This is a genomic window from Actinomadura atramentaria DSM 43919 (assembly GCF_000381885.1).
GTDB lineage: Bacteria > Actinomycetota > Actinomycetes > Streptosporangiales > Streptosporangiaceae > Spirillospora > Spirillospora atramentaria.
In genome coordinates, this window is the sequence record NZ_KB907213.1 from 145739 (window position 1) to 170150 (window position 24412).

Annotated in this window: 23 protein-coding genes, 2 pseudogenes and 1 CRISPR repeat array; of the genes and pseudogenes, 10 read left to right on the forward strand and 15 right to left on the reverse strand. The window is 74.0% G+C overall.

Features of this window, described 5'->3' with window-relative positions; all coding sequences use genetic code 11:
- Positions 1-449: 449 nt before the first annotated feature.
- The 4 genes from G339_RS40880 to G339_RS0116185 form a co-directional block, all read right to left on the reverse strand.
- Positions 450-578, reverse strand: a complete 129-nt coding sequence (locus G339_RS40880) for a hypothetical protein (RefSeq protein WP_276203767.1) — start codon at positions 576-578, stop codon at positions 450-452.
- Positions 579-624: 46 nt separating this feature from the next.
- Entirely contained in the window at positions 625-1617 is a 993-nt protein-coding gene (locus G339_RS36760; protein WP_019632127.1) for an RDD family protein, read from the reverse strand.
- 94 nt (positions 1618-1711) lie between these two features.
- Complete coding sequence (locus G339_RS0116180; protein WP_019632128.1) at positions 1712-2302, reverse strand: hypothetical protein; 591 nt, start codon at positions 2300-2302, stop codon at positions 1712-1714.
- A gap of 281 nt (positions 2303-2583) precedes the next feature.
- Complete coding sequence (locus G339_RS0116185; RefSeq protein WP_019632129.1) at positions 2584-3531, reverse strand: AraC family transcriptional regulator; 948 nt, start codon at positions 3529-3531, stop codon at positions 2584-2586.
- Between the two features lie 77 nt (positions 3532-3608).
- Between G339_RS0116185 and G339_RS0116190 the strand changes: the two genes are divergently transcribed.
- Together G339_RS0116190 and G339_RS0116195 are read left to right on the forward strand one after the other, a co-directional pair.
- Positions 3609-4427, forward strand: coding sequence for an NmrA family NAD(P)-binding protein (locus G339_RS0116190; protein ID WP_019632130.1), 819 nt, complete (start codon positions 3609-3611; stop codon positions 4425-4427).
- A gap of 26 nt (positions 4428-4453) precedes the next feature.
- On the forward strand, positions 4454-5035 hold the full coding sequence (locus tag G339_RS0116195) for an SDR family NAD(P)-dependent oxidoreductase (protein WP_019632131.1): 582 nt from the start codon (positions 4454-4456) through the stop codon (positions 5033-5035).
- A gap of 186 nt (positions 5036-5221) precedes the next feature.
- Here the strand turns inward: G339_RS0116195 and G339_RS0116200 are convergent, their stop codons facing one another.
- From G339_RS0116200 to G339_RS0116210, 3 genes are all read right to left on the reverse strand, one after another.
- A complete protein-coding gene (locus tag G339_RS0116200; protein ID WP_019632132.1) occupies positions 5222-5518 on the reverse strand; it encodes a YiaA/YiaB family inner membrane protein in 297 nt (98 codons plus the stop codon).
- A gap of 71 nt (positions 5519-5589) precedes the next feature.
- A complete protein-coding gene (locus G339_RS0116205; RefSeq protein ID WP_019632133.1) occupies positions 5590-7230 on the reverse strand; it encodes an ABC-F family ATP-binding cassette domain-containing protein in 1641 nt (546 codons plus the stop codon).
- 13 nt (positions 7231-7243) lie between these two features.
- The gene (locus tag G339_RS0116210) at positions 7244-8143 is read right to left on the reverse strand and encodes an MBL fold metallo-hydrolase (RefSeq protein ID WP_033323279.1); all 900 of its coding nucleotides are present in this window, start codon (positions 8141-8143) and stop codon (positions 7244-7246) included.
- Between the two features lie 87 nt (positions 8144-8230).
- On the opposite strand from G339_RS0116210, the gene G339_RS0116215 reads away from it, so the two are divergent.
- Both G339_RS0116215 and G339_RS0116220 read left to right on the forward strand, forming a co-directional pair.
- Positions 8231-9325: an AraC family transcriptional regulator gene (locus tag G339_RS0116215; RefSeq protein WP_019632135.1), complete on the forward strand. Its 1095-nt coding sequence runs from the start codon at positions 8231-8233 to the stop codon at positions 9323-9325.
- A gap of 85 nt (positions 9326-9410) precedes the next feature.
- Positions 9411-10271: a DUF11 domain-containing protein gene (locus G339_RS0116220; protein ID WP_019632136.1), complete on the forward strand. Its 861-nt coding sequence runs from the start codon at positions 9411-9413 to the stop codon at positions 10269-10271.
- Positions 10272-10520: 249 nt separating this feature from the next.
- On the opposite strand, the pseudogene G339_RS41080 reads toward G339_RS0116220, so the two are convergent.
- The 5 genes and pseudogenes from G339_RS41080 to G339_RS0116240 form a co-directional block, all read right to left on the reverse strand.
- Positions 10521-11267 (reverse strand): annotated as a pseudogene (locus G339_RS41080) (dihydrolipoamide acetyltransferase family protein); the annotation flags it as partial.
- Between the two features lie 471 nt (positions 11268-11738).
- Positions 11739-12602, reverse strand: a pseudogene (locus tag G339_RS41085) (biotin/lipoyl-containing protein); the annotation flags it as partial.
- Complete coding sequence (locus G339_RS0116230; protein ID WP_019632138.1) at positions 12599-13573, reverse strand: alpha-ketoacid dehydrogenase subunit beta; 975 nt, start codon at positions 13571-13573, stop codon at positions 12599-12601. The gene G339_RS0116230 and the pseudogene G339_RS41085, both read right to left, overlap by 4 nt.
- Complete coding sequence (pdhA, locus tag G339_RS0116235) at positions 13570-14700, reverse strand: pyruvate dehydrogenase (acetyl-transferring) E1 component subunit alpha (protein ID WP_019632139.1); 1131 nt, start codon at positions 14698-14700, stop codon at positions 13570-13572. Before pdhA ends, G339_RS0116230 begins: the two co-directional genes overlap by 4 nt.
- 170 nt (positions 14701-14870) lie before the next feature.
- The gene (locus G339_RS0116240) at positions 14871-16484 is read right to left on the reverse strand and encodes a hypothetical protein (protein ID WP_019632140.1); all 1614 of its coding nucleotides are present in this window, start codon (positions 16482-16484) and stop codon (positions 14871-14873) included.
- Between the two features lie 107 nt (positions 16485-16591).
- Here G339_RS0116240 and purS point away from each other — a divergent pair, with 107 nt between their 5' ends.
- The 4 genes from purS (at position 16592) to purL (ending at position 21507) form a co-directional block, all read left to right on the forward strand.
- A complete protein-coding gene (gene purS, locus G339_RS0116245; protein ID WP_019632141.1) occupies positions 16592-16834 on the forward strand; it encodes a phosphoribosylformylglycinamidine synthase subunit PurS in 243 nt (80 codons plus the stop codon).
- Between the two features lie 157 nt (positions 16835-16991).
- Positions 16992-17438 (forward strand): ATP-binding protein, encoded by a 447-nt coding sequence (locus G339_RS0116250; RefSeq protein WP_019632142.1) that lies wholly within the window; start codon positions 16992-16994, stop codon positions 17436-17438.
- A gap of 90 nt (positions 17439-17528) precedes the next feature.
- Positions 17529-18209, forward strand: a complete 681-nt coding sequence (purQ, locus tag G339_RS0116255; protein ID WP_026341502.1) for a phosphoribosylformylglycinamidine synthase subunit PurQ — start codon at positions 17529-17531, stop codon at positions 18207-18209.
- Between the two features lie 1096 nt (positions 18210-19305).
- Positions 19306-21507 carry a phosphoribosylformylglycinamidine synthase subunit PurL gene (gene purL / locus G339_RS0116260; protein WP_205625571.1) on the forward strand — a complete coding sequence of 734 codons (2202 nt, stop codon included), beginning with the start codon at positions 19306-19308 and terminating at the stop codon, positions 21505-21507.
- A gap of 46 nt (positions 21508-21553) precedes the next feature.
- Here the strand turns inward: purL and G339_RS37850 are convergent, their stop codons facing one another.
- The 3 genes from G339_RS37850 to G339_RS0116275 all read right to left on the reverse strand — a co-directional run bounded on the left by G339_RS37850 (position 21554) and on the right by G339_RS0116275 (position 22745).
- Complete coding sequence (locus G339_RS37850) at positions 21554-21724, reverse strand: helix-turn-helix domain-containing protein (protein ID WP_019632145.1); 171 nt, start codon at positions 21722-21724, stop codon at positions 21554-21556.
- 410 nt (positions 21725-22134) lie between these two features.
- Complete coding sequence (locus tag G339_RS0116270; RefSeq protein ID WP_019632146.1) at positions 22135-22449, reverse strand: hypothetical protein; 315 nt, start codon at positions 22447-22449, stop codon at positions 22135-22137.
- The gene (locus G339_RS0116275; RefSeq protein ID WP_240489827.1) at positions 22449-22745 is read right to left on the reverse strand and encodes a hypothetical protein; all 297 of its coding nucleotides are present in this window, start codon (positions 22743-22745) and stop codon (positions 22449-22451) included. The genes G339_RS0116270 and G339_RS0116275 overlap by 1 nt, the downstream gene beginning before the upstream one ends.
- A 305-nt stretch (positions 22746-23050) precedes the next feature.
- Here G339_RS0116275 and G339_RS0116280 point away from each other — a divergent pair, with 305 nt between their 5' ends.
- Entirely contained in the window at positions 23051-23902 is an 852-nt protein-coding gene (locus G339_RS0116280; RefSeq protein WP_019632148.1) for a helix-turn-helix domain-containing protein, read from the forward strand.
- Positions 23889-24083, forward strand: coding sequence for a DUF397 domain-containing protein (locus tag G339_RS33970; RefSeq protein WP_019632149.1), 195 nt, complete (start codon positions 23889-23891; stop codon positions 24081-24083). Before G339_RS0116280 ends, G339_RS33970 begins: the two co-directional genes overlap by 14 nt.
- Before the next feature lie 51 nt (positions 24084-24134).
- Positions 24135-24407: a CRISPR direct-repeat array (repeat unit 29 nt; unit sequence CGGACCACCCCCGCCTGCGCGGGGAGAAC).
- Positions 24408-24412: the final 5 nt, after the last annotated feature.

Here is a 24412-nt window from a genome sequence, read left to right on the forward strand (position 1 = left end):
CTCTTCGCGGGCGGCGAAGTGGCCGCCGCGCGGCATCCGCGTGCAGCGGGTGACGTTGTAAATCCGCTCTGCCCAGCTTCGCGGCGGGTGGCTCAGGTCGGCCGGGAACAGCGCGACGGCCGTGGGAACGTCCACGCGTTCAACGCGCCGCGTCAGGCCCTGCGCGTATTCGTAGTACGGACGGAACGAGGTCGAGATCGTGTCGGTGAACCAGGAGAGCGACGCCTGGGTGAGCAGGAAATCGTCGCTGAAAGGGATGCCCTCGCCGTCGCTCCACGCGCGGTACTTCTCCAGCGTCCAGGCGAGCAGCCCGGCGGGCGAATCCGCCAGGCCAGGGCTCAGCGTCAGCGGGCGCGTGCTCTGTTCGTGCTGGTATCCGCCCTCGCGCGTCTGCTCGGTGAGCGAGCACCGCTGCGGCGAAAAGGCGAACCCGGGCAGCGAGGGCACGATCACCGTGAAAGCGTCCCCGCGTCCCAGCCGCTCACCGGCCACGACGCGGCCCACCGCGTCGCGCGCAGCCGGGCGCGCAGCTCGTCCAGTTCCGCGTCGTCGACCGCGATCACGGGCGTGCGAGACATCCGGACCCGCCCCTGCCCGGAAGGCGGCCGGACGAACCGCGGTCGCTTAGACGGGCGGCTGGTCGTGCGGCCACTGCCGGGGCGCGTCCTGCCGCATCGGCTGACCGTAGGGCGGCTGCGGCGGCGGCAGCGCAGGCTGCGTCTCCCCGCGCCGCTTCCGGTAGGCGTCCCTGGCGCGGCCGCCGAGACGCCTTCCCCCGTCCTGCAGCCGCCGCGCGCGCTCGCCCGCCGCCGCGTCCCGCACCCGGTCCGCCGACTGCCGGCCGAGTTCGTGCAGCCGCCGCGCCCGGTCCGACTCGGCCGCCTGCCGCGCCAGCCGCGCCGCGTTCCCCTGGACGGCCTGCGCCCCGGCCTGCGCCCGGACGGCGCCCTGCCGCGCCGCCGCGACCGCGCGCCGGTACGTCCGCGCGCGCAGGACGACCGTGCCGCCCGCCCGGTCCGCGAGCGTGCGCCGCCGCCCGACGAGCGCCGGCACGCCGTTGGCCAGGAAGAACGCGACCGCGATCAGCCAGAGCAGCACCGCTGGGACGAACAGCCCCTCGAGGAGCAGCGCCCACGCCAGCGCGTACAGCCCGGTGCCGGACGCGGTGGCGACCAGCGCCCGGCGCAGCGCCCGCGCCTTGCCGGGCCGCGCGTCCGGGTCGGCGGCGCGCCGGACGCGCAGGTCCGCCGCGGCCTTGCCCACCGTCCGGCCCGTCCACGCCGCCGCGGCGAACTGGTGCAGCAGCTCGACCAGGACGAGCAGCAGCAGCGCCTCGTCCACCATCGCGACGACCGCGCCCCACACGCCCGCGCCGAACTCCGCGACGGCCTTCCCGACGTCGCCGCCGGAGAGCAGCAGCGCGACCCCGGCCGCCCACGCCTTGTGCGGCACGTCCTCGGCGGCGTACGCCTGCAGCCGCGCCCACGTGACGCCGCCCAGCAGCGCCGCGACGACCAGGAGGACGCCGGAGTCGATCGCCCACGCCAGCAGCCGCCGACCACGCGGAGCCGATTCGGAGGCGCGCGGGGGAGGCGCGTGAACGGGAGGTCCGTACAAGGCGAAAGGCCCTTCGCGTCGGCGGATCAGTCGCGAAGCCTAGCCGGTGGGCGGGTCGTCGGGGCCGCGGCGACCCGCCGGTCGGTTCAAAGGATCAGAACGGGCCGAGGACGTTGTCCTGGGTCGGCGGGTTCGGGCTGCAGACGGTGTTGAACGCGCCCTCGCCGGTCGGCACGCCCTTCTTGTCGACGGGCGTCATGTTGACGGTGACGTCGTTGATGACGACCTTTCCATCGCCGTTCCCGCGGATGAAGAGCATCGAGCCGGACTTCACCGGCCCCGCGAGCGTCAGTTTCCCGTTCTTGGGGATCTTGACCTTCGGGTCGTCGACGTTCAGGAAGAATCCCGCCGCGGCCGAGCCGGTGAGCGCGTCCCCGTAGATCCGGACCCGCACGGAGACGAACTCGTGCCCGGCCGCGCGCAGTCCCTTCGCGTACGCGGCGGGGAAGACGAGCTTCTCCTTGCCGGCGATGGTCGGGTACGGGTCGTTGTCGCCCTGGGTGATGTCCGCCTTGACGGTGAGCTTGGCCGTCTTGCCGGTGGCGGTGGGAACGTCGCTGCGGCAGAGCGTCTTCAGCGTCAGCTTGTTCTGCGGCGGGGCGGCGGACGCGACCCCCTGCGTCGTCGCCGCGACGCAGACCGTGACGATTCCCGCGGCTACCAGCGATGTGCGCCGGATTCGCATGGCGTCTCCTCGAGTGAATGGTGGTGGACGCCACAAGGAGATCACGGACGGCAACCGGGAAACCAGTACGAGAATTGATAAAGAATCGTCCGGGAGATCGTTGGTGCGCATTTTATTATCATTTTCGGCGGCGGCCGGATCGTGAACTGCGGCGACGGCCGCGAATTCGGTGCTGACCATTTCCGGATTCCTCCGCGGGACAACCCCCGAGCCGCGCGGGACGTCGGGCGCCGAGGACCCGCCGGGGCCGGGTCGCGGGGTCCATCCGGCCCGTCGTCGCGCTAACCGTGAGCTGGCTCCCGCGCGACGGCGCGCCAGGCTGACGGCGTCGTGCCGCGCGCCCGCCGGAACGCGACGCTGAACGCGAACGCGTCCGCGTACCCGACCCGGCGGGCCACGGCCGCGACGGTCGCGTCGCCGCCGCGCAGCAGGTCGGCGGCGAGCGCCATCCGCCAGCCCGTCAGGTACCGCAGCGGCGGCTCGCCGACGAGCGCGGCGAACCGCGCGGCGAACGCGGCGCGCGACAGGCCCGCCTCGGCGGCGAGCGCCGCGACCGTCCAGCGGCGCGCCGGGTCCTCGTGCAGGGCGCGCAGCGCGGCGCCGACGGCGGCGTCCGCGAGGGCGCGGTGCCAGGCGGGCGGCCCCGCGTCCGGCCGCGCGCACCACGCGCGCAGCGCCAGGACGAGGACGAGGTCCAGCAGCCGGTCCAGGACGGCGTCCTGGCCGGGCTCGTCGCGGCCGACCTCGGCGGCGAGCAGGTCCAGCGCGGCGCGGGTGCCCGGCCCGGCGGGGACGACGGCGAGCGGCGGCAGCGCGTCCAGCAGCCGGTCCCCGACGTCGCCGCGCAGCTCGTACGCGCCGCGCAGCAGCGTCGTCGCGCCGGGCTCGTCCGCGCCGTAGGTGCGCGGCGCGAACAGGCGGTGCGCCGCCTCGGGGTCGCCGTTGAGGACGCGTTTGCGCCCGGCGCGGATCTCGACCTGCGGCGGCGTGCCCGGCGCGTCCGCCACGACGTGGCTCCCCGGCCCCCGGACGAGCGCGACGTCGCCCGCCGCGAGCGGCACCGGCTCGCCGCCCTCGACGCGGATCGACGCGGTCCCGCCGAGCGCCGCGACGACGGTGAGCGGCGGCGCGTCCGCGAACGTCAGCGACCAGGGCGGGCGCTGCACGAGCCGCCGGATGACGGCGTTGCGGGCCCGCGCGCGGTGGAGCACGTCGCTGAGAACGTCCATGCGGTTCAGACGATCACAAAGGTCCGGGCGACGTCCACCCATTCGCCATCTCGTCTGACCGCGCTTGGCTGGACGGCATGAGCGAAATCCTCGTCCTCGGCGGGACCGGCAAGGTCGGCCGCCGCATCGTCCAGCGCCTCCGGGCCGCGGGCCGGCCCGTGCGGGCCGCGTCGCGCGGCGGCGACGTCCCCTTCGACCTCGGCGACCCCGCGACGTGGCCGCGCGCCCTCGACGGCGTCGCCGCCGCCTACCTCGTGGAGCCCGACGCGAGCCCCGACATCGACCGCGCCGCGCGCGTCCCCGCGCTCGTGGAGCGGGCCGCCGCGGCGGGCGTCCGCCGGTTCGTCCTGCTGACGGCGGCGGACGTGGACGGCCGCGCCGACCACCTGCACGCGGCCGCGCGGGACGCCCTGCGCGCGTCCGGCGCGGAGTGGACGCACCTGCGGCCCGACTGGTTCGCGCAGAACTTCAGCGAGTCGTTCCTGCTGGACGCCGTCCGCGCCGGGACGGTCGCGCTGCCCGCCGGCGACGGCCGCACCGCGTTCGTGGACGCCGACGACATCGCGGACGTCGCCGTCGCCGCGCTCACCGAGGACGGCCACGACGGGCGGACGTACACCCTGACCGGCCCGCGCTCGCTGAGCTTTGGCGAGGCCGCCGAACTGATCGGGAAGGCGGCCGGACGGCCGGTCCGGTATGTCCACGTCGAACCCGACGCCTACACCGCGCGGCAGATCGAGCACGGGGTTCCGCTCGCGGTCGCGCGCCTGTTCACCGACCTGTTCACGCATCTGCAAGATCATGTCGGCGACGGGGTGGAACGTGCCCTGGGCCGCCCGCCGCGCGCGTTCGAGGACTATGTGACGGCGACCGCCGCGACGGGCGTCTGGGACTGACCGCCGCAACTGGGTAGAAGTCGGGTGTGGGCCTGAACGCACGCACCGTCGCGCTCGTGGCCGGGGCCGACACCGGCCCCGGCCGCCAGGTCGCGCGGAGCCTGGCCGAGCGCGGCGCGCACGTGCTGCTCGGCGCGCCGGACGGCGGCCGCGCGGCGGCGCGTGCGCTCGACGGCCTGGACGTCCGCCCGCTGCTGCTCGACCCCGCCGACGCCGCCGCCGTCCGCGCCGCCGCCGACGCGCTGGCCGCCGCCTACGGACGGCTCGACGCGCTCGTCAACGCGGGCTTCGCCGACCTCCCGCCGGAAGTCCGCGTGATCAGCGTGTTCCGGGTGACGCGCGCGATGCTGCCGCTGCTGCTGCGGTCCCGCGCGGGCCGCGTCGTGAACCCGGCGGCGGTCGCGCCGGACGGTCCGCCGACGCCGGTCGGCGCGGCGCTGGACGCGCTGACGCTGCACTGCGCGAACGCGCTGCGCGGCACGAACGTCAAGGTCAACGCGGTCGCGGCGGGCGGCGCGCCGGTCGCGGTCCGGCTGGCGACCCTCGCCCCGGACGGCCCGACCGGTGAGGCCCACGGCCCGGACGGCACCGTCCCCTGGCCACCCTGACCCGCCCGGCGAGCCGGAACGGGTAGTCGTGCGCAGCCGGACCGCGCTCCTGCCCGGCGAGCCGGAACAGGCGGTCGCGCCGCCGGGTCGCGCCGCGCGGTAGGCGGCTTCTGCCCGGCGAGCCGGAACGGCCGGTCGCGCGACGACGGCCGGGCGCTCCGGCGGCGGGTCCGCCGCGCGGCCCCCTCAGAGCTTCGGGTTGGCGAACAGGTCCTGCTCGGCGAGCAGCTTGTCGAGCCGCGCCTGGTCGACGCGGCCGACCAGGCTCTGGTTCTCCTGCCGGTCGCGCACGCACTTGGCGAGCGTGAACGTGGACGTGATGACGTACAGCAGGCCCAGCGCGAGGAACGCGCGGACCCACCCTTCGACGGGGAGGTACACGATCCCGACGGTGACGGCCGCGGCCGACACCAGGAACGAGATCGCGGCCTGCACCAGGAAGATCGTCGTGCTGGCGGACTTGACCGGGGGGTTCGTCGTCATGCCCCGAGTGTGCGCCGCCCCGACCCGCGCGTCGTGAGTACGGAAGCTCAAATCCGCCCGGCGCGTTCTGCTCAGGAGCGCTCGGTGACCGTCCCCGCCTCGACGTGCAGCCGCCGCGTCGTGCGGACGGCGTCGAGCATCCGGCGGTCGTGCGTGACGAGCAGGAGCGTGCCGGTGTAGGAGTCCAGCGCCGACTCCAGTTGCTCGATCGCGGGCAGATCAAGGTGGTTCGTCGGCTCGTCCAGGACCAGCAGGTTCACGCCGCGCCCCTGGAGCAGCGCCAGCGCGGCGCGCGTCCGCTCGCCCGGCGACAGGGTCTCGGCCGGGCGCAGCACGTGGTCGGCCCGGAGGCCGAACTTGGCGAGGAGCGTCCGGACGTCGGCGGGATCGGTGTCGGGGACGGCCGCGCGGAACGCGTCCAGCAGCGTCTCCGGCCCGTGGAACGCCGCCCGCGCCTGGTCGATCTCGCCGACGACGACGCCCGAGCCGAGCGCGGCGTCGCCCGCGTCGAGCGGGACGCGGCCGAGCAGCGCGGCGAGCAGCGTCGACTTCCCCGACCCGTTCGCGCCGGTGATCGCGACGCGGTCCGCCCAGTCGATCTGCAGCGTCGCCGGGCCGAGCGCGAACGACCCGCGCCGCACCACGGCCTCCCGCAGCACCGCCACGACCGCGCCCGAGCGCGGCGCGGCGGCGATCTCCATCCGCAGCTCCCACTCCTTGCGGGGCTCCGCGACGGCCTCAAGCCGCTCGATCGCCCGCTCGGACTGCCGCACCTTCGACGCCTGCTTCTCCGTCGCCTCCGCGCGGAACTTCCGGCCGGCCTTGTCGTTGTCGGTGGACTTGCGGCGCGCGTTGCGGACGCCCTTGTCCATCCAGTTGCGCTGCGTCCGGGCGCGGGCCTCCAGCGCGGCCTTCCGGTCGGCGTACTCCTCGTAGTCCTCGCGCGCGTGGCGGCGCGCGACCTCGCGTTCCTCCAGGTACGCGTCGTAGCCGCCGCCGAACAGGTTGATCTGCCGCTGCGCGAGGTCCAGTTCGAGGACCTTGGTGACGGTCCGCGCCAGGAACTCGCGGTCGTGGCTGACGACGACGGTGCCCGCGCGCAGGCCCGTCACGAACTTCTCCAGCCGGTCGAGGCCGTCGAGGTCGAGGTCGTTGGTGGGCTCGTCCAGCAGGAACACGTCGTAGCGGGACAGCAGCAGGGACGCGAGTCCGGCGCGGGCGGCCTGCCCGCCCGACAGCGCGGTCATCGGGGTGTCGAGGTCGACGGCGAGGCCGAGGGAGTCCGCGACCTCCTCGGCGCGGTCGTCCAGGTCCGCGCCGCCGAGCGCGAGCCAGCGCTCCAGGCTGTCGCTGTAGGCGTCGTCGGCGCCGGGGACGCCGTCCGCGAGGCCCTGCGCGGCGTCGTCCATCGCGCGCTGCGCCGCCGCGACACCGGTGCGGCGGGCCAAAAACGCGCGGACGGGCTCGCCCGGCCGCCGCTGCGGCTCCTGCGGCAGGTGCCCGACGACCGCGCCCGGCGGCGACAGCGCGACCTCGCCCTCCTCGGGCCGGACGAGCCCGGCGAGGATTTTCAGCAGCGTGGACTTCCCGGCCCCGTTGGCCCCGACGAGCCCGATGACGTCGCCGGGCGCGACGACGAGGTCGAGCCCGGCGAACAGCGCGCGGTCGCCGTGGCCGGCGGCGAGCTTCTTGACGACGAGAGTGGCGGACATCAGACCGCCGATGCTAGCCGCCGTACGCCGCCCACCGTCCCAGCGCGAGCCCGCCGCCCGCCCGCCGGACCTCCACCGCGCCCGCCCCGGCGAAATGCGCGGGCACGACGAGTTCCCGTTCGTCGGCGGCCCGCTCCAGCACGCGGCGACGGCTTTCCGCCGCCCGCTTCGGGTCCTCGCAGAGACAACTGCTGCACTCCGGCGCAAGTAGCTGGACGGGGTTGTGGACGACGTCCCCGACGAACACCGCCCGGTCGCCGCCGGACGCGAGGCGCAGCACGGCCGAGCCGGGCGTGTGGCCGGGCGCCGCCTCCAATGTCAAGTGCTCGTCGATCCTGTGGAAACCGTCCCAGACGACGGCCTGCCCGGCGCGGTGGACGGGCGCGACGCTGTCCTCGTACATGAGGCGGTCGTCCGCCCGCGCGCCGCCCGCGTAGCCGTTCGCGGGGCCGAAGTGGGCGTCGTCGGCGGCCGGGACGAAGTACCGCGCGTTGGGGAACATCGGGGCCCACTCGCCGTTCTCGTCGCGGGTGTTCCAGCCGACGTGGTCCGCGTGGAGGTGGGTGTTGACGACCGTGTCCACGTCCTCCGGCCGAATTCCCGCCGCGTCGAGCAGGCCGGGGAAATCGCCCTGCCAGTTGTGGAACATCGGTCGGCTCGGCCGCTCCCGCCCGTTCCCCACGCCCGGATCTACGACGACCGTGCGGCCCGCGCTGCGCAGTACCCAGGTCTGGAGCGCCACGACGGCCATACCGGTGCCGGGTTCGAGGTGGTCGGGTTCTAGTCCGGCGGTTTTCCACAGGTCCTCGGGAACGTCCGGGGCGAGCGTGCGGGCGGCGAGGAAACCGCCGTGCCATTCGGTGAGCCGGATGATCTCGACGTCACCCAGGGTCATGCGCTTCACATTGGTCATGGATTCGACGCTAGAGGCGGTGGGGTGAGCGCTTCGATGCTTCCTTCGCGCGTCTGAATACGCGTGGCGCTCACTATCCTCGGCCGCATGGATGTCGTCAGCGACGCGATCTCGGCCGTGCGCCTCGGGCGGCCCTCCTGCGACCGCGTCCGCGCGGGCGGCTCCTGGGCCGTGCGGCTCGCGCCGTACGACGGCATCGGGTTCCACATCGTCCTCGCGGGCCGCTGCTGGCTGCTGCCAGACGGCGGCGCGCCCGTGAGTGCCGCGCCCGGGGCCGTCCTGCTGCTCCCGCGCGGCACCGGCCACGTGATCGCCGACGCCCCGCTCGACGCGGCCGCCGCCGCACGGGCCGTGCCGTTCGAGCGCCGGACCGTTCCGTCCGCGCCGCCCGACACCGCCGCGCGGGCGGTGGCGTTCGAGCGCCAGGCCGTTCCGCCCGCGCACCCCGAGACCGCCGCGCGGGCCGTGCCGTTCGAACGCCGGCCCGTTCCGCCCGCCCCGTCCGAGACGGCCGCGCGGGCCGTGCCGTTCGAACGCCGGTCCGTCCCGCCCGCGCCGCCCGAGACCGAGTTGCTGTGCGGCAAGTACCGGCTCGACCGGGCGCTGGCGCACCCGCTGCTCGCGGAGCTGCCCGACGTCGTCCACCTGCCGCGCCGGACCGGCGGCCGCCCGGAGCTGTGCGCGGCGATCGACCTCATCGGCGGCGAGCTGGCCGGGGGCGCGCCCGGCGCGTCCGTCGCGCTCCCGCACCTGCTCGACCTGCTGCTCATCTACATGATCCGCGCGTGGCTCGCGGAGGACGCGGCCGGGACCTGGCCCGCCGCGCTCGGCGACCCGGTGACGGCCGCCGCGCTCCGCGCCCTGCACGCCGACCCGGCCGCCCCGTGGACCGCCGACGCGCTCGCCGCCGCGGCGGGCGTCTCCCGCGCGACGCTGGCGCGGCGCTTCACCGCGCTCGTCGGCCGCCCGCCGATGGCCTACCTGACGTGGTGGCGGCTCACCCTCGCCGCCGCGCTGCTCCGCGACACCACCGAGACGCTCGCCGCGGTCGCCCACCGGGTCGGCTACGCGACGCCCTACGCGCTCTCGCACGCGTTCGTCCGGCAGTTCCGGACGACGCCGGGACGCTATCGGGATGCCGGTTCGTCCGCCTTGATGGTGACCGGTACCGGTAGGGAGTAATGATCTCACTCTGTGGTGATAGGTACTGGCTTTCCGTGAACGCACACTTACCGCTGTCACCCCGTAACCCACAGATGGGACGTACATGGCAATCTCGGGTGTTCGGTGGTATCGAGCCTGCGCCGTCCTCCTGGCGGCGGTCCTGGCGTTCGCGTGGACGGAGCCCGCCTGGGCCTATCCCGTCCTGTCGGCGTCGCTCTCGCGGTCGGAGGTCCTGCCGGGCGACACGTTCAAGATCACGGTGACCGGGACGGCGGACGGCGCCTACACCGACGCGCGCATCGGCTTCTACAAGACCGGAAGCGGCGGGCTCGACCAGATCACGTCCGTCGCCGACTGCTCCAGCACCTGCACCGAACTGCCCGGTCTCGGGTACTTCGCCGCGCTCGGAAACCTCGCGCCCGGTGCCCCCATCAGCGCCTCGATCACGCTGCGGGTCGATCCGGGGACGCCGCCGCAGGACTTCCTCGTCCGCTACCAGTTCCTCACCAACGGACAGGGGAACTACGCCACGCAGCAAGGTCCGTCCCTGACGATCAAGGCCCCGCCCCCGCCGCCCGCCGACATCGACGTCGACCTGGCCGCCGCGCCCCGGCTCGGCATCCTCGTGCCGAACCTGCACTACACGCTGACCGCGCGCAACACCGGCCCCGGCGACGCGACGTCCGCGACCCTGACCGCGGCCCTGCCGCCGGGCGCGGTCGCGACCGGCCTGTCGTCCGGCTGCACGACGGGCGGGGGCACCGTCACCTGCGCGTACGGCCCGATCGCGCACGGCGCGGCCGTCGACAGGACGTTCCGCGTCCCGCTGTCGCTGCTGTCGCTCGGCCGCGTGACGGTCACCGCCGCCCGCACCGCGAGCGCGCCCACCGATCCGAACGCCGCGAACGACACCGCCTCGGCATCCTGCACGGTGATCTCGATCGTCCTGGCCAACTGCCCCTGATCCGCCGGGCGGTGGGTCGGCCGCCCGGCCCACCGCCGCCCGGCGCCGCGCGTCGGGATCGACGCGGCGGCCGCTTCGTGCTCGGCGCGCGAGGCGGCCGCCGGTGTTCGCTTCGACGGCCGGTGATCACCTGGTAGCGGCCGCCGTCTGCGGTCCTACCGCCGGGGCCGGAGCCACCGCGCGTTATTTCCCGCGACGGCACCGGCCCGGGTGCCGCCTCTCGACGGGGTACCCGGGCCGGTGTGCTGATCAGGAGTGGGCGAGAAGGGTGAGCGGGTCCGCGAGCATCGCGCCGACGTCGCGGAGGACGGCCGAGCCCTCCGCGCCGTCCAGGGCCCGGTGGTCGAAGGACAGCGCGAGCGTCGTGACCTTGCGGATCGCCAGCTCGCCCTCGTGGACCCATGGCAGGTCGCGGATCTGGCCGAACGCCAGGATCGCGGCCTCGCCCGGCGTGAGGATCGGCGTTCCCGCGTCCACGCCGAACACGCCCACGTTGGTGATCGTGATCGTGCCGCCGGTCAGGTCGGCGGGCGAGCACTTCCCGGCGCGGGCCCGCGCGGTGAGGTCCCCGAGCGCGCGGGCCAGGCCGACGAGCGACAGCGCCTGCGCGTCCTTGATGTTCGGGACGATCAGGCCCCGGTCCGTGGCGGCCGCTATCCCCAGGTTCACCGACGAGTGGACGGCGATGTGGTCGCCCGCGTAGGACGCGTTCGCGTGCGGGTGGCGGCGCACCGCCGCGACGAGCGCCTTCGCGACGAGCAGCAGCGGCGAGACCTTCACGTCGGCGAAATCGGGCAGGGCGCGCAGCCGCGCGACCGTGTCCATCGTCTCGGTGACGTCCACCTGGAGGAACTCGGTCACGTGCGGCGCGGTGAACGCGGACTCCACCATCGCCGCCGCCATCGCCCGCCGGACGCCGCGCACCGGCACCCGCTCCCCGCCCCCCGCGGACTCCTCCGCGGTCCGCGCGGGCGCGGCGGCGGCCTCCGGTGCAGCCACCTCAGCCGCAACCGCCCCGGCAACACCCGCACCCCCGCCCGCGACGGCCGCCTCACGCCCGCCCGCCGACGCGGCCGACCCGTGCCCGCCCGCTGCCGTGGCCGCCTCGCGCTCACCCGCCACGCCCGCTCCACGCACGCCCGCCGCAGCAGCGGCAGAACCGCCTGCACCCGGCATGGCGGCGCCCGCTCCGTGCGCACCCGTCTCAGCGGCGGAACCGCGCGTAGCCGGTGTCGACTCGTGCGCGCTCGCTGTCGACGTGGCTGCGCCGGGCGGCGCCGACGCGGCCGGACCGTGCGTGCTCGCGGTGCTCGGCTCAGCCGCGCCCGCCGTCGTGGCCGAACCGGGCGCGGTGCCGGGCGGGCCGGGGGCCGCCGTCGGCGCGGTGGGCGACGCGCCCGGGAGCGCTCCGGCGGCGGTGCGGATGTCGTCGCGGGTGATCGAGCCGTTCGGGCCCGTGCCGCGCAGCGCGGTCAGGTCCACGCCGAGGTCGCGGGCCATCTTCCGGACGGGCGGCGTCGCGAGCGCCGCCCGCGCCGACGCGCCGTCCACAGCCTGTGGACGGGGTTGCGCCGGAACGTGCCCCGCCTTGCGCGGGCGGCGCTTCGTCGCGCCCGGCTTCACGCCGTACCCGACGAGCACCGGCTGCCGCTTGGGCCCGTCCGGCGGCGCGCCGGGGACCAGGTCCTCCTTCAGCGACTCCGGCTGCGCGGGCTGCTCCTCCGCCGGACCCGGCGCGGCGAGGTCGGCGGGCATCCGCTCGGCCGGCGTCGGCTCAGGCGGCGCGGCGTCCACCGACCCGCCCGCCGCAGCCCCCACCGGCCCGCCCGCCGCGACGTCCAGCGACCCGCCCGCCGCCGCAGCCGCCGCTGTGTCGCCCGTGGCGATGTCCGGCGCGCTGTCCGCGTCGCCCGACGCCGCAGTGCCCGCCGACGCCGCAGCCCTCGCCGCCGCGCCGCCCGAAGCGCCGTCCGGCGCGCTGTCCGCGTCGCCCGCCGCCGCGTCGCCCGACGCCGACGCAGCTCCCGTCGTGCTGTCCGGCGTGCCAGGCGCCGTGGCCGACGCCGCGCTCGACGAGGACTCGTCCACCACCGCGATGATCGGCGACCCCACGTCCACGACCGTGCCCTCGTCCGCGAGCAGTTCGTCCACCACCCCGTCGAACGGGCACGGCAGCTCCACGATCGCCTTCGCCGTCTCGATCTCCACGATCGTCTGGTTGACCTCGACCCGGTCCCCGGGCCCGACGTGCCACTTGACGATCTCCGCCTCGGTCAGCCCCTCGCCGACGTCGGGCAGGCGGAACAACTGCGGTGCGCTCACGTCCGTCACCAACCGAAGGTCCGGTCGACCGCGTCGAGGATGCGGTCGAGGTCGGGCAGGTAGTGGTCCTCGATCCGGGACGGCGGGTAGGGCGTCGAGTATCCGCCGACCCGCAGCACCGGTGCCTCCAGCGAGTAGAAGCACCGCTCGGTGATCCGCGCGGCCAGCTCCGCCCCGAACCCGCCGAAGACGGGCGCCTCGTGGACGACGACGCATCGCCCCGTCCGCCGGACGGACGCGGTGATCGCGTCGATGTCGAGCGGGTTGAGCGACCGCAGGTCCACGACCTCCAGCGACCGTCCCTCCTCGGCGGCGGCGGACGCGGCCTCCAGGCAGGTCTTCACCGAGGGCCCGTAGGCGAGGACGGTCACGTCCGTCCCCGGCTGGACGACCTTGGCGGCGTGCGGGTCGGGCAGCGGCGCGTCCAGATCGACGTCCGCCTTGTCCCAGTACCGCCGCTTCGGCTCGAAGAAGATCACCGGGTCCGGCGACGCGATGGCCTGCCGGATCATCGTGTACGCGTCGGCGGCGTTGGAGCACGCCACGACCCGCAGCCCGGCCGTGTGCGCGAAGTACGCCTCCGGCGACTCCGAATGGTGTTCGACCGCCCCGATCCCGCCGCCGCACGGAATCCGCACGACGACCGGCAGCCCCACGGTCCCCAGGGACCGCATGTGCATCTTGGCGAGCTGCGTGACGATCTGGTCCGTCGCGGGGAACACGAACCCGTCGAACTGGATCTCCACCACGGGCCGGTACCCGCGCAGCGCCAGCCCGATCGCGGTCCCGACGATGCCGGACTCCGCGAGCGGCGTGTCGATGACGCGCTCCTCGCCGAAGTCCTTCTGGAGCCCGTCCGTGACGCGGAAGACGCCGCCGAGCCGCCCCACGTCCTCGCCCATGACCAGGACCTTCGGGTCTTCTTCCATCGCGCGCCGCATGCCCTCGTTGAGGGCGCGGCCCAACGTCAGCGTGGTCACGCCGGCACCTCCTCGAAGGTGTCGAGGTAGGCGGCGAACGCCTCCTGCTCTTCGGTCATCAGCGGGTGCGGGGCGGCGTAGACGTGCTCGAACATCGCCCCGGGCGGCGGATCGGGCAGCGCGCGGCACTCCTTGCGCAGGTCGGCGGCGACGGCCTTCGCCTCGTCGTCCACAGACCTGAAGAACGTTTCGGAGGCCAGCCCCTCGCGTGCCAGGTACGCGCGGACGCGCTCGATCGGGTCCTTGAGCTTCCACGCCTCTTCGTCCGACTTGAGCCGGTACCGCGTGGGGTCGTCCGTCGTCGTGTGCGCGCCCATCCGGTACGTGTACGCCTCGACGAGCGTCGGGCCCTGCCCCGTCCGGGCGTTCTCCAGCGCGGCCCGCGTCACGGCCAGGCACGCCAGCACGTCGTTGCCGTCCACCCGGACGCCCGGGAACCCGAACCCCTGCGCGCGCCGGTACAGCGGAATCCGGCTCTGCCGCTCCAGCGGCTCGGAGATCGCCCACTGGTTGTTCTGGCAGAAGAACACGATCGGCGCGTGCGCGACGGACGCGAACACGAACGCCTCGTTGACGTCGCCCTGGGAGGTGGCGCCGTCCCCGAAGTACGCGATGGCCGCGCCCGCGTTCGGCGTCCCGAGGACCCCGTCCCGCTGGATGCCCATCGCGTAGCCGGTCGCGTGCAGCGTCTGGCTGCCGATCACGATCGTGTAGAGGTGGAACCCGTGCTCGGCGGGGTTCCAGCCGGAGTGGTTGACGCCGCGGAACATCCCGAGCAGCTTGATCGGCTCGACGCCCCGGCAGTACGCGACGCCGTGTTCGCGGTAGGTGGGGAACACCATGTCGGTGCCGGTCAGCGCCCGGCCGGAGCCGATCTGCGCGGCCTCCTGCCCGAGCAGCGACGCCCACAGCCCGAGCTCGCCCTGCCGGGTGAGGGAGACGGCCTCGCGGTCGATGCCGCGGACGACGACCAGGTCGCGGTACAGCCCGCGCAGCTCGTCGGCGGTCACGTCCAGCGGGTAGTCGGGGTGTTCGACGCGCTCGCCCTCGGGCGTCAGGAGCTGCACGAGCCCCGGTCCGCCGTCGTCGCCCTGGTGGGGCGCGGCGCGCATGGAGTCGATCGTCATCGATGACCCTCCTCGTTCGGGGTCCGGACGCGGGATCGCCGCGGCCGGGCCGGCCTCGGAGGCGTTCACCCCGGATGAGGGATGAAAGCCACGAAACTCATCGTGACAGACATCACGCCCCGGGGCGCAACCCCCGATGCCGGGTTACGTACCCCCGATCCACAGGCGGCTCACTCCCTTGACAACGCCCGCGTCGCCCCCGCCGCCACCGTCAGTCCCAGCAGCAGCCCCGCCGCCGTCAGCAGGTTCGCGATCCACTGGTAGAGCCCGGACGGCGCGTACTCCGCCTCCTGCCCGAGGCTCCCGATCGGCAGCAGCAGGTCCAGCGTGTAGAAGAACGCGTTGAAATGCGGGTGGTGCCCGTCGTCCAGGACGCCGGGCCGGTGCAGCGAGAACACGACCGTCCCGAACGCGAGCAGCCCCGCGAGCCAGCTCGCCGCGCGGAACGGCCGGTAGCCGTAGCCGACGAGGATGTCCTGCGCCCACCCGACGATCTTGCGCGGCAGCCCCTGCGTCGCGCGCCGGTCGCGGGCCTTGGCGAGCAGCACCGACCGGCCCTCGGCGTCCAGCCCGAGGGTCCGGTAGGTCTGCGCGAGCCGCTCGTAGGGCTGCGGCTGGTAGCCGTCGGTGTCGCGGCGGAGCCAGTCGAGGCGCTGCCGGGCGGTGAGCGGCGGTTCCAGCGTCTCGTACTGGAACCCGTCGAGCTGGAGCCGGTCGGGCCAGGTCGCGGGGTCGTCGCGCAGCAGGTTGACCTTGGCGTACGACAGGTCGACGGTCGCGTGGACGACGTGCGCGGGCCGCAGCACGACGTCCTCGGCCTGGAGCCGCTGGAGGCTCAGCGCCGTCCCGTCGTGCGCGAGTTTCGCGCCGCGCAGGTCGAGCTGCCCGGCGATGCGCGCGCCCGCGAAGCTGACCGCGCCCTCGGCGGTGAACCCGTCCGAGCAGTAGACGTCGGTGTCCACGACGAGGTCGCCCGCGTTCAGCGCCGTCCGCCCGGGATGCGACAGATCCGCGCCGACGAACGACAGGTAGCCGCCGACCCGCGCGCCGCGCAGCCGCACCTCGCCGCGCGCCCGGAACCCGCCGTCGCAGAACACGTTCGCGCCGACGTCGAGGCGACTCGCGTACAGCGCGGCCCCGTCGGGGTTGTCGAGCCGCGCCTGCCGCAGGATGAGCTGCCCGCCGATCCGCGCGCCGGGCAGCCGCACCTCGCCCTCGGCGGTGAAGCCCCGGTCGCAGTAGACGTTGGCGTCCACGGTGAGCCGGTCGCCGAGCAGCGCGTCCCCGCCGGGATTGCGCAGCGTGACGCCCGACATGTTCAGGATGCCCGTGACGTGCGCGCCGTCCAGCCACAGCCCGCCGCCGACGACGCTGCCCTCCAGCCACAGGTGGCCGTCCACCCGCGCGCCGGACGCGACGAGCCCCGGCAGCGAGCAGCGCAGCAGGTGGACGCTGCTCATCGTCGCCCAGTACAGCCGCGGTGCCTCGTCGAACGCGCACGCGGTCAGCTCCAGCGGCACGTCCACCCGCGCGTGCCCGAGGTCCAGCGACCCGGTGACGCGCGCGCCCGCGAGCCGCACGCCGGGGACGCGGCCGGGCTCCGGCTCCGCGACGCCCGCGAGCAGCGCCGTGATCACCTCGGCGCGGACGAGCCGCTCCGGACCCCACTGGACACCGGTGGGATCGTCGGCGGGTCCATGCCCGCCCGACAGGTCCACCGACGCGCCCTGCCGGTACGCCTCCCACAGGCGGCGTTCGGGCGGCGTCAGCTCGTCGGGGTTCATGACAACGTCTCCGGGGGGATGGTGACTTCTGCCCTGTCATGGTGCCGTACGCTTCCTGTCGTCAGGGAAACGTGCGGAGAACACGCAGATCAGTGAGGGGGCGGCTCGTGGCTCGCGTCGTCGTGGACGTCATGCTCAAGCCGGAGATCCTCGACCCGCAGGGGCAGGCCATCGCCCGGAAGCTGCCGCAGCTCGGGTTCTCCGGGGTCACCGCCGTCCGCCAGGGCAAGCGGTTCGAGGTCGAGGTGGACGGCCCGGCCGACGACGCCGCGCTGGAGCAGGTCCGCAAGATCGCCGAGACGCTGCTGGCGAACCCGGTCATCGAGACGTTCGAGGTCCGGCCGCTCTAGCGCCCCGTCCGCGTAAGGCGCGCGTCACCGCCTCGCCCCGCAAAGACCCCACAGCGTAACGATTACGGCCTTACGCGGCGGGGCACCCCTTAACAGGTACCGAGTCCGATTCGCGGTGTCCGGACCAGGGGGGCCTGGAAATGACGCGAGGTGGCCCGTGGACGTGAGCTTCTCGCTGGCGATGCCCGGCGAGGCCCCGACGATCCCGCTGGTCAGGCGGCTGGTCGGGGATCTGCTGCGGGGCCTCGGCGCCGACGGGGAGTGCGTGGCCGACCTCCTGATCGCCCTCTCCGAGGCGTGTACGAACGCGGTCGAGCACGCGCGCGGCGACTACGAGATCGACGGGCTGGTGGACGGAGAGTGGTGCCGCCTGCGCGTCTCGGACTGGGGAACCGGCGCGAGTGAGGCATCTCTCACCCCCGATCGCGGCGACTTGGCCGAGTCCGGACGCGGGATTAGGATAATGCGGGCCTTGGTGGACGATCTGCGCATCGACCCGGCCCCCGACCGGGGTACCGTCGTCCACCTGCGCAAGCGCCTGACCTGGCGGGACGAGACCGCCCTCCGGCGCCTTGGGCGCAGCCTCATCCGCAGCGCCGGGTAGATTGGGGTCCGCGCGGGGATCGTGCGACGCGCATCGGTGATCGGCGGGCAACGCCGCCCATCTCCGGCAACCCTCACTTAAGGAACGAAGATGGATGCTGCCCGGGTAGGGGTCATCACCTTCCCAGGTTCCCTCGACGACCGCGACGCCGCGCGCGCCGTGCGGCTGGCCGGCGCCGAGCCGGTCGCCCTCTGGCACGCCGACGACGACCTGAAGGACGTCGACGCCGTCGTGCTCCCCGGCGGGTTCTCCTACGGGGACTACCTGCGGGCCGGGGCCATCGCGCGCTTCGCGCCGCTGATGGGCGCCCTGGTCGACGCCGCGCACGGGGGCCTGCCGGTCCTCGGCATCTGCAACGGGTTCCAGGTGCTGTGCGAGTCGCACCTGCTGCCCGGCGCGCTGCTGCCCAACGCGGGCCTGCACTTCGTCTGCCGCGACCAGCGGCTGCGGATCGACGACGCCGACACGGCCTGGACGCGCGACTACAGCACCGGGCAGGAGATCGTCGTCCCGATCAAGAACCGCGACGGCCGGTACGTCGCGGACCCGCGCACCCTCGCGGAGCTGGAGGGCGAGGGCCGCGTCGTCGCCCGGTACCTCGACCTGAACCCCAACGGCTCCCTGAACGACATCGCGGGCGTGCGCAACGAGGCGGGCAACGTCGTCGGCCTCATGCCGCACCCCGAGCACGCGGTCGAGTCGCTGACCGGGCCGTCCACCGACGGGCTCGGGTTCTTCACCTCGATCGTCAAGCGGCTGGTCGAGGCGTGACCGGGGGCAGTACGGCGACGGGCGGTGCCGCCTTCGCACCGTCGTGGAGAGGGGGAGACCGATGAGCGAGCAGCGTCCCGACGCGCCCGGGTCGGACCGCAGGTCCCGGCGCGGGCACGACGAGCCCAGCCTGGAGTGGCTGGAGGACCTCAAGTCCGACGCCGACGACCCCGAGCTCGCACCGGTGGACCCCGCGGTCACCGAGGCGTTCGAGGCCATCGTGGAGGAGGGCGACGCGGCCGCGCGGCGGTCGTCGGCCGCCAACCCCGTCGTGCCGCCGGCCGCCGGGGCCGAGCCGGGACGGCCGCCCGCGCCCGAGGAGGCCGACGAGCTGACGCCGACGCCGCCGCCCGCGCCGGGCCTCGCGCCCGCCGACGCGGACGCCGAGTTCGTGCGGGCGCTCGCCGAGGAGGGGCCGCTGCCGGGCGTCGTCGCGGGGGACTCGGGCGAGCAGCCCGCGGTTTCGGGGACGGGGCCGCAGCCTGCTGTGACGTCGAACACCGGGCCGCAGCCTGCGGTTTCGGGGAACACCGGGCCGCAGCCTGCGGTGTCCGGCAACACTGGTCCGCAGCCTGCCGTCTCCGGGAACACCGGTCCCCAGCCTGCTGTCTCCGGCAACACCGGTCCCCAGCCTGCCGTTTCGGGTAACACCGGACCGCAGCCTGCCGTGTCAGGGAACACCGGCCCGCAGCCCGCAGTCTCGGGCAACACCGGGCCGCAGCCTGCGGTTTCCGGGAACACCGGGCCGCAGCCCGCCGTGCCGGGCAACACCGGCCCGCAGCCCGCCGTGCCGGGCAACACCGGCCCGCAGCCCGCCGTGCCGGGCAACACCGGGCCGCAGCCCGCCGTCTCCGGCAACACCGGCCCCCAGCCCGCCGTGCCGGGCAATACCGGCCCGCAACCGGCCGTCCCGTCCAACACCGGCCCGCAGCCCGCCGTCTCCGGCGACACCGGCCCCCAGCCCGCCGTGGGCGGCACGGGACCGCAGCCCGCCGTCGCCGGCACCGGCGAGCGCCCCGTCGCCGAGCCGGTCACCGACACCGTCGAGACCGCCCGCCGCACCCCCGACCGCCCGCAGCCGTTCGCCGAGCTGGGCATGAAGGACGACGAGTACAGGCGCGTCCGCGACATCCTCGGCCGCCGCCCCACCTCCGCCGAGCTGGCGATCTACTCGGTGATGTGGAGCGAGCACTGCTCGTACAAGTCCAGCAAGGTCCACCTGCGGCAGTTCGGCGAGAAGGCCCCGCAGTCCGACGCACTGCTCGTCGGCATGGGCGAGAACGCGGGCGTCGTGGACATCGGCCAGGGCTGGGCGGTGACGTTCAAGGTCGAGTCGCACAACCACCCGTCCTACGTGGAGCCGTACCAGGGCGCCGCGACGGGCGTCGGCGGCATCGTCCGCGACATCATGTCGATGGGCGCGCGGCCGATCGCCGTCATGGACTCGCTGCGCTTCGGCCCGGCGGACGCGCCCGACACGCAGCGGGTGCTGCCCGGCGTCGTCGCGGGCGTCGGCGGGTACGGCAACTCGCTCGGCCTGCCCAACATCGGCGGCGAGACGGTCTTCGACGCCTGCTACGCGCAGAACCCGCTGGTCAACGCGCTGTGCGTCGGCGTGATGAAGCACGGCGACATCAAGCGCGCGGCGGCCCCCGGCCCCGGCAACAAGGTGATCCTGTTCGGCGCGGGCACCGGCCCGGACGGCATCGGCGGCGCGTCGGTGCTGGCTTCGGCGACGTTCGACGACGAGTCGCACGCCAAGCGCCCGAGCGTCCAGGTCGGCGACCCGTTCATGGAGAAGATCCTGATCGAGTGCTGCCTGGAGGTGTTCGCCGAGGACCTCGTCGTCGGCATCCAGGACCTCGGCGCGGCCGGGGTCTCGTGCGCGACGACGGAGCTGGCCGCCGCCGGGACGGGCGGCATGCACGTCGACCTGGACGCGGTGCCGCTCCGGGACGCGACGCTGCTGCCCGAAGAGATCCTGATGAGCGAGTCCCAGGAGCGCATGATGGCGGTCGTGGAGCCCGCCAAGGTCGAGCGGTTCCTGGAGATCTGCGCGCGCTGGGAGATCCCGGCGACCGTCATCGGCGAGGTGACCGACACCGGCCGCCTGGTGATGACGTGGCGCGGCGAGACGATCGTGGACATCCCGCCGGGCACGGCCGCCGACGAGGGGCCGGTGTACGAGCGTCCGATCGCGCCGCCCGCCGACCTGGGGTCGCTGCAGAGCAACACGCCGGGGCAGCTCACGCGTCCGTCGAACGGCGACGAGCTGCGCCGGACGGTGCTGTGGCTCGCGGGCTCGCCGAACCTGGCGAGCAAGACGTGGGTGACGTCCCAGTACGACCGGTACGTCCTCGGCAACACGGTCCAGGCGATGCCGGAGAACGCGGGCGTCGTCCGGATCGACCCGGATTCGGGCCTCGGCATCGCGCTGTCCCTGGACGGCAACGGCCGCTACACGCGGCTCGACCCGTACTCGGGCGCGCAGCTCGCGCTGTCGGAGGCGTTCCGCAACGTCGCCGCGACGGGCGCGCGCCCGCTCGCGGTGACGAACTGCCTGAACTTCGGCTCCCCGGAGGACCCGGGCGTCATGTGGCAGTTCGCCCAGGCGACCGAGGGCCTGGCGGACGCGTGCCGCTACCTGGGCGTGCCGGTGACGGGCGGGAACGTCAGCTTCTACAACCAGACGGGCACGACGCCGATCAACCCGACGCCGGTCATCGGCGTGCTGGGCGTCCACGACGACGTCCGCCGCCGGGTGAACATGTCGTTCACGTCGGACGGGGCGACGCTCGCGCTGCTCGGTGAGACGCGCGAGGAGTTCGGCGGGTCGGAGTGGGCGCACGTCGTCTACCGGCACCTGGGCGGGCTGCCGCCGAAGGTGGACCTGGCGGCGGAGCTGGCGCTGGCGTCGGTGCTGGTCGCGGCGTCCCGCGAGGGGCTGCTGACGGCGGCGCACGACCTGTCGGACGGCGGCCTGTCGCAGGCGCTCGTTGAGTCGTGCCTGCGCGGCGGGCTCGGCGCGTCCATCACGCTGCCGGGCGACGCGTTCGTGACGCTGTTCAGCGAGTCGGTCGCGCGCGCGGTCGTGGCGATCCGCCCCGGCGGCGAGGCGCGCGTCGCGGCGCTGTGCGAGCAGGCCGGAGTCCCGGTGACGCAGCTCGGCGTCATCGGCGGCGACGAACTGCGCGTGACGGGCCGGGTCGGCGAGGCCGAGGCCCAGGAGCTGTTCGCCATTCCGCTGTCGGAACTCCGCGAATCCCACGAGCGCACCCTGCCCAGCTACGCGGGTTAGTCGAGTTGAACGAGGCCCGGACCGTTCCCGCGGTCCGGGCCTCGCGTCATTCGTTCTCCACCGTCTCAAAGAACGCCCGAATGGCGTCCGCCGGATAACGCCGCCGCCCGGACGGCAACTGGATCACCGGAATCAACCCGGCCTTGGCCCAATTCGCGACGGTCCCGGAATGCACCCCGAACATCAACGCGACCTCCCGGGTCGTGAGCAGTTCCACGGGCGCCCACCCACGCGCGTTCACCGCTCCCTCCCACCCACCGAAAAAACCCCCGACCAACGAGCCTTCACGAAAAGCGGACCGAAACGATTTCCGCACGCCGCGCCCCCACGCGTCGGTGAGACCGGCTGACCACAGCGCCTCCGACCCGACGCGCCCCCACGCGTCCCCACGGGCCGCTGGCCCCTCGGCCGGACGCCGGACACGACGCAAGCCCGCGCACAGGCGTGGCTGCGGGGTTCGGAACCGGGGCGCCCGCCGGTACGCGCGCGTGCGGGTCTCCGTGCGGTCAGGGGCATGACGGCGTAGTTCCTTTCGGGGTTCGGCCTCCGGACCGCGCGGCACGGCGGCGGGGTCGCGCCGGATGCCTGAATGCCCGCGCGGCCCGGAGGAATTCGCGGTTGGGGGAGTCACATCCGAGGTTCGCCGGACGACCGGCCCTCCGGGTGGAGCCCCCTCCTGGACGCCGGGCCGGGCCCGGCGCTGTCCTCCACCCGGAGGAGTTCATGGTCGATCGCGACCTGGACGAAGAGATCGAAGGACCGCCGCGCCCGATGCCGGACGGTGTCGACGGCGAGCGGCGAAATCCCGTACCGCCGCATCGCGCTGCGAAAGGCGGCGTCCGCGAGCTCCCAGACCTCGGCGACGCCCGCCCGACGGATGTCCGCTCCCGAAACGACATTCGCCTCACGCTGCGCGGACTCACCGGCCTCGACGCCGCTCATCAGCGCTCCGGATGGCTGCGAATACCGAGCATCTCCGCAACGGCCCGAGCCGCCCGGACGGGATCGCTGGTCGGCGCGATGTTCCGACGCGGATCGAACCCGAGGACGTACGTCCACCCGTCCCGCCCCATGTCGCACCCGATGTCCTGCCCGACGCGCCCATGAAAGACCCGCAGCAACGGCGGCAGCCCCGCACTGAACTGCGCGACCTCCGTACGGACGCCCGGATACCGCTCCCGAAGCGTCAACGCGAGCACGTCGAGGAACGTGACACGCTGATTCGACGGCCGACTCATCGACGCCCCCTCGACGCCGTGTCCCATTCGACCGATACGCCGCCCACGCGAGCGCGCCGGACACGGCGTCCGGGAAAGCGGCCGCAGAGCCGGGGAAGGAGCACGACGTCGCCCGCACGCCCGGCGGGCGCGCGTTCCGTCTTCTTTCTCATCGTCGCCTCGCAGGATCTGTTCTTGCCGGAACGAGGACCCAAGCGTGGCGCGCGGCGCTACGCTGCCGCTACATAGCGTGAACACTCGGGCCGCCTACCGACGCGGCCCAGCCGCCTACCAAGATCCGGCCGCGACCTACCAGGGACCCCCCGATGCCCACGGAACCCGGTGACCTGACCCGAGACCCGCTCATCCGCGCGTTCGGCGAACTGCTGCGCAGATGCCGGGAGGAGTGGAAGGAAGGCAAGCTCAGCCGCCGCCAGCTGGCCGAACGCCTCGGCTGCACCTACCAGTGGATCGAGAAGCTGGAGACCGGCACCAAACCAAGCGTCGAAACCGCCATCGACCTCGACACGTTCTTCTTCGCCCCTTTCGGCAGGCCGTTCGAGACGATCGCACGCGAGATCGAACTCGCGGGCAAACAGGTGGCGATGCTCCCCAGCTTCCCGGCCTTCCTCAGCCTGGAGAAGCGAGCCCTGTCGTTCCGGTCCTACGAATGCCAGGTCGTACCCGGTCTGCTGCAGACCGAGGACTACGCCCGCGGCGTCATGGGCTCCGGCCAGGCCCGCGACGGCCTGACCGCCCTGCTCGCGCAGCGGCTCGACCGGCAGGGCATCCTGACCCGCGACCGGCCGCCGCGCCTGTCCTTCGTCCTGGATGAATCAGTGCTGCACCGGCCGATCGGCGGGCCGAAGGTGATGCACGACCAGCTCGCCTACCTCGAACGGATCATCACCACGACGGCCCATATCCAGATCAGAATGCTCCCGTTCAGCCGCCTCACGTGGGCAGCGTTCGACGGCAGCTTCCTGGTGCTGTCGTTCCCCGACGGTCCCGACGTCGCCTACGTGGAAGGCCCGAGCAGCAGTCAGCTTCAACGCGACCCCGACGCCGTCGCCGACACGGCGATACGCTTCGACCTCGTGTTGGGAGAGGCGTTGACCAGCGCCGAGTCCCTGACCATGATCCGGCAAGCACGAGAGGGCTACAGTGACCAGCTTTGATCTTCCGTCCACCCGGTGGCGCAAGAGCACCCACAGCGGCGGCCAGGGCGGCAACTGCGTCGAGGTCGGCTCAGCGGACGGCATGGTCGGCATCCGCGACAGCAAGGCCCTCACAGCAGGCCACCTGACCCTCACCCGCACCACCGCCGCCACGCTCCTCGCCCACATCAAAACCCTCTGACCCAGACCTGACGAAGCCCTTCCCCCAACCGGGAAGGGCTTCACCATTCCCAGAACCACCCCCACCTGCGCGGGGAGAACAACACCTTGTCGTAGTCCACGTTGGCGGAGAGCGGACCACCCCCGCCTGCGCGGGGAGAACGCCCGGAGCCGCCCGCCCGCACTGTCGGCGTCCGGACCACCCCCGCCTGCGCGGGGAGAACCGCGGTGCGAGGCGGCGGCCGGTCTCCACCCCCGGACCACCCCCGCCTGCGCGGGGAGAACTTGTCATGACGGAGTCCTCTCATCCCGGTAAGCGGACCGCCCCCGCCTGCGCGGGGAGAACGTGGC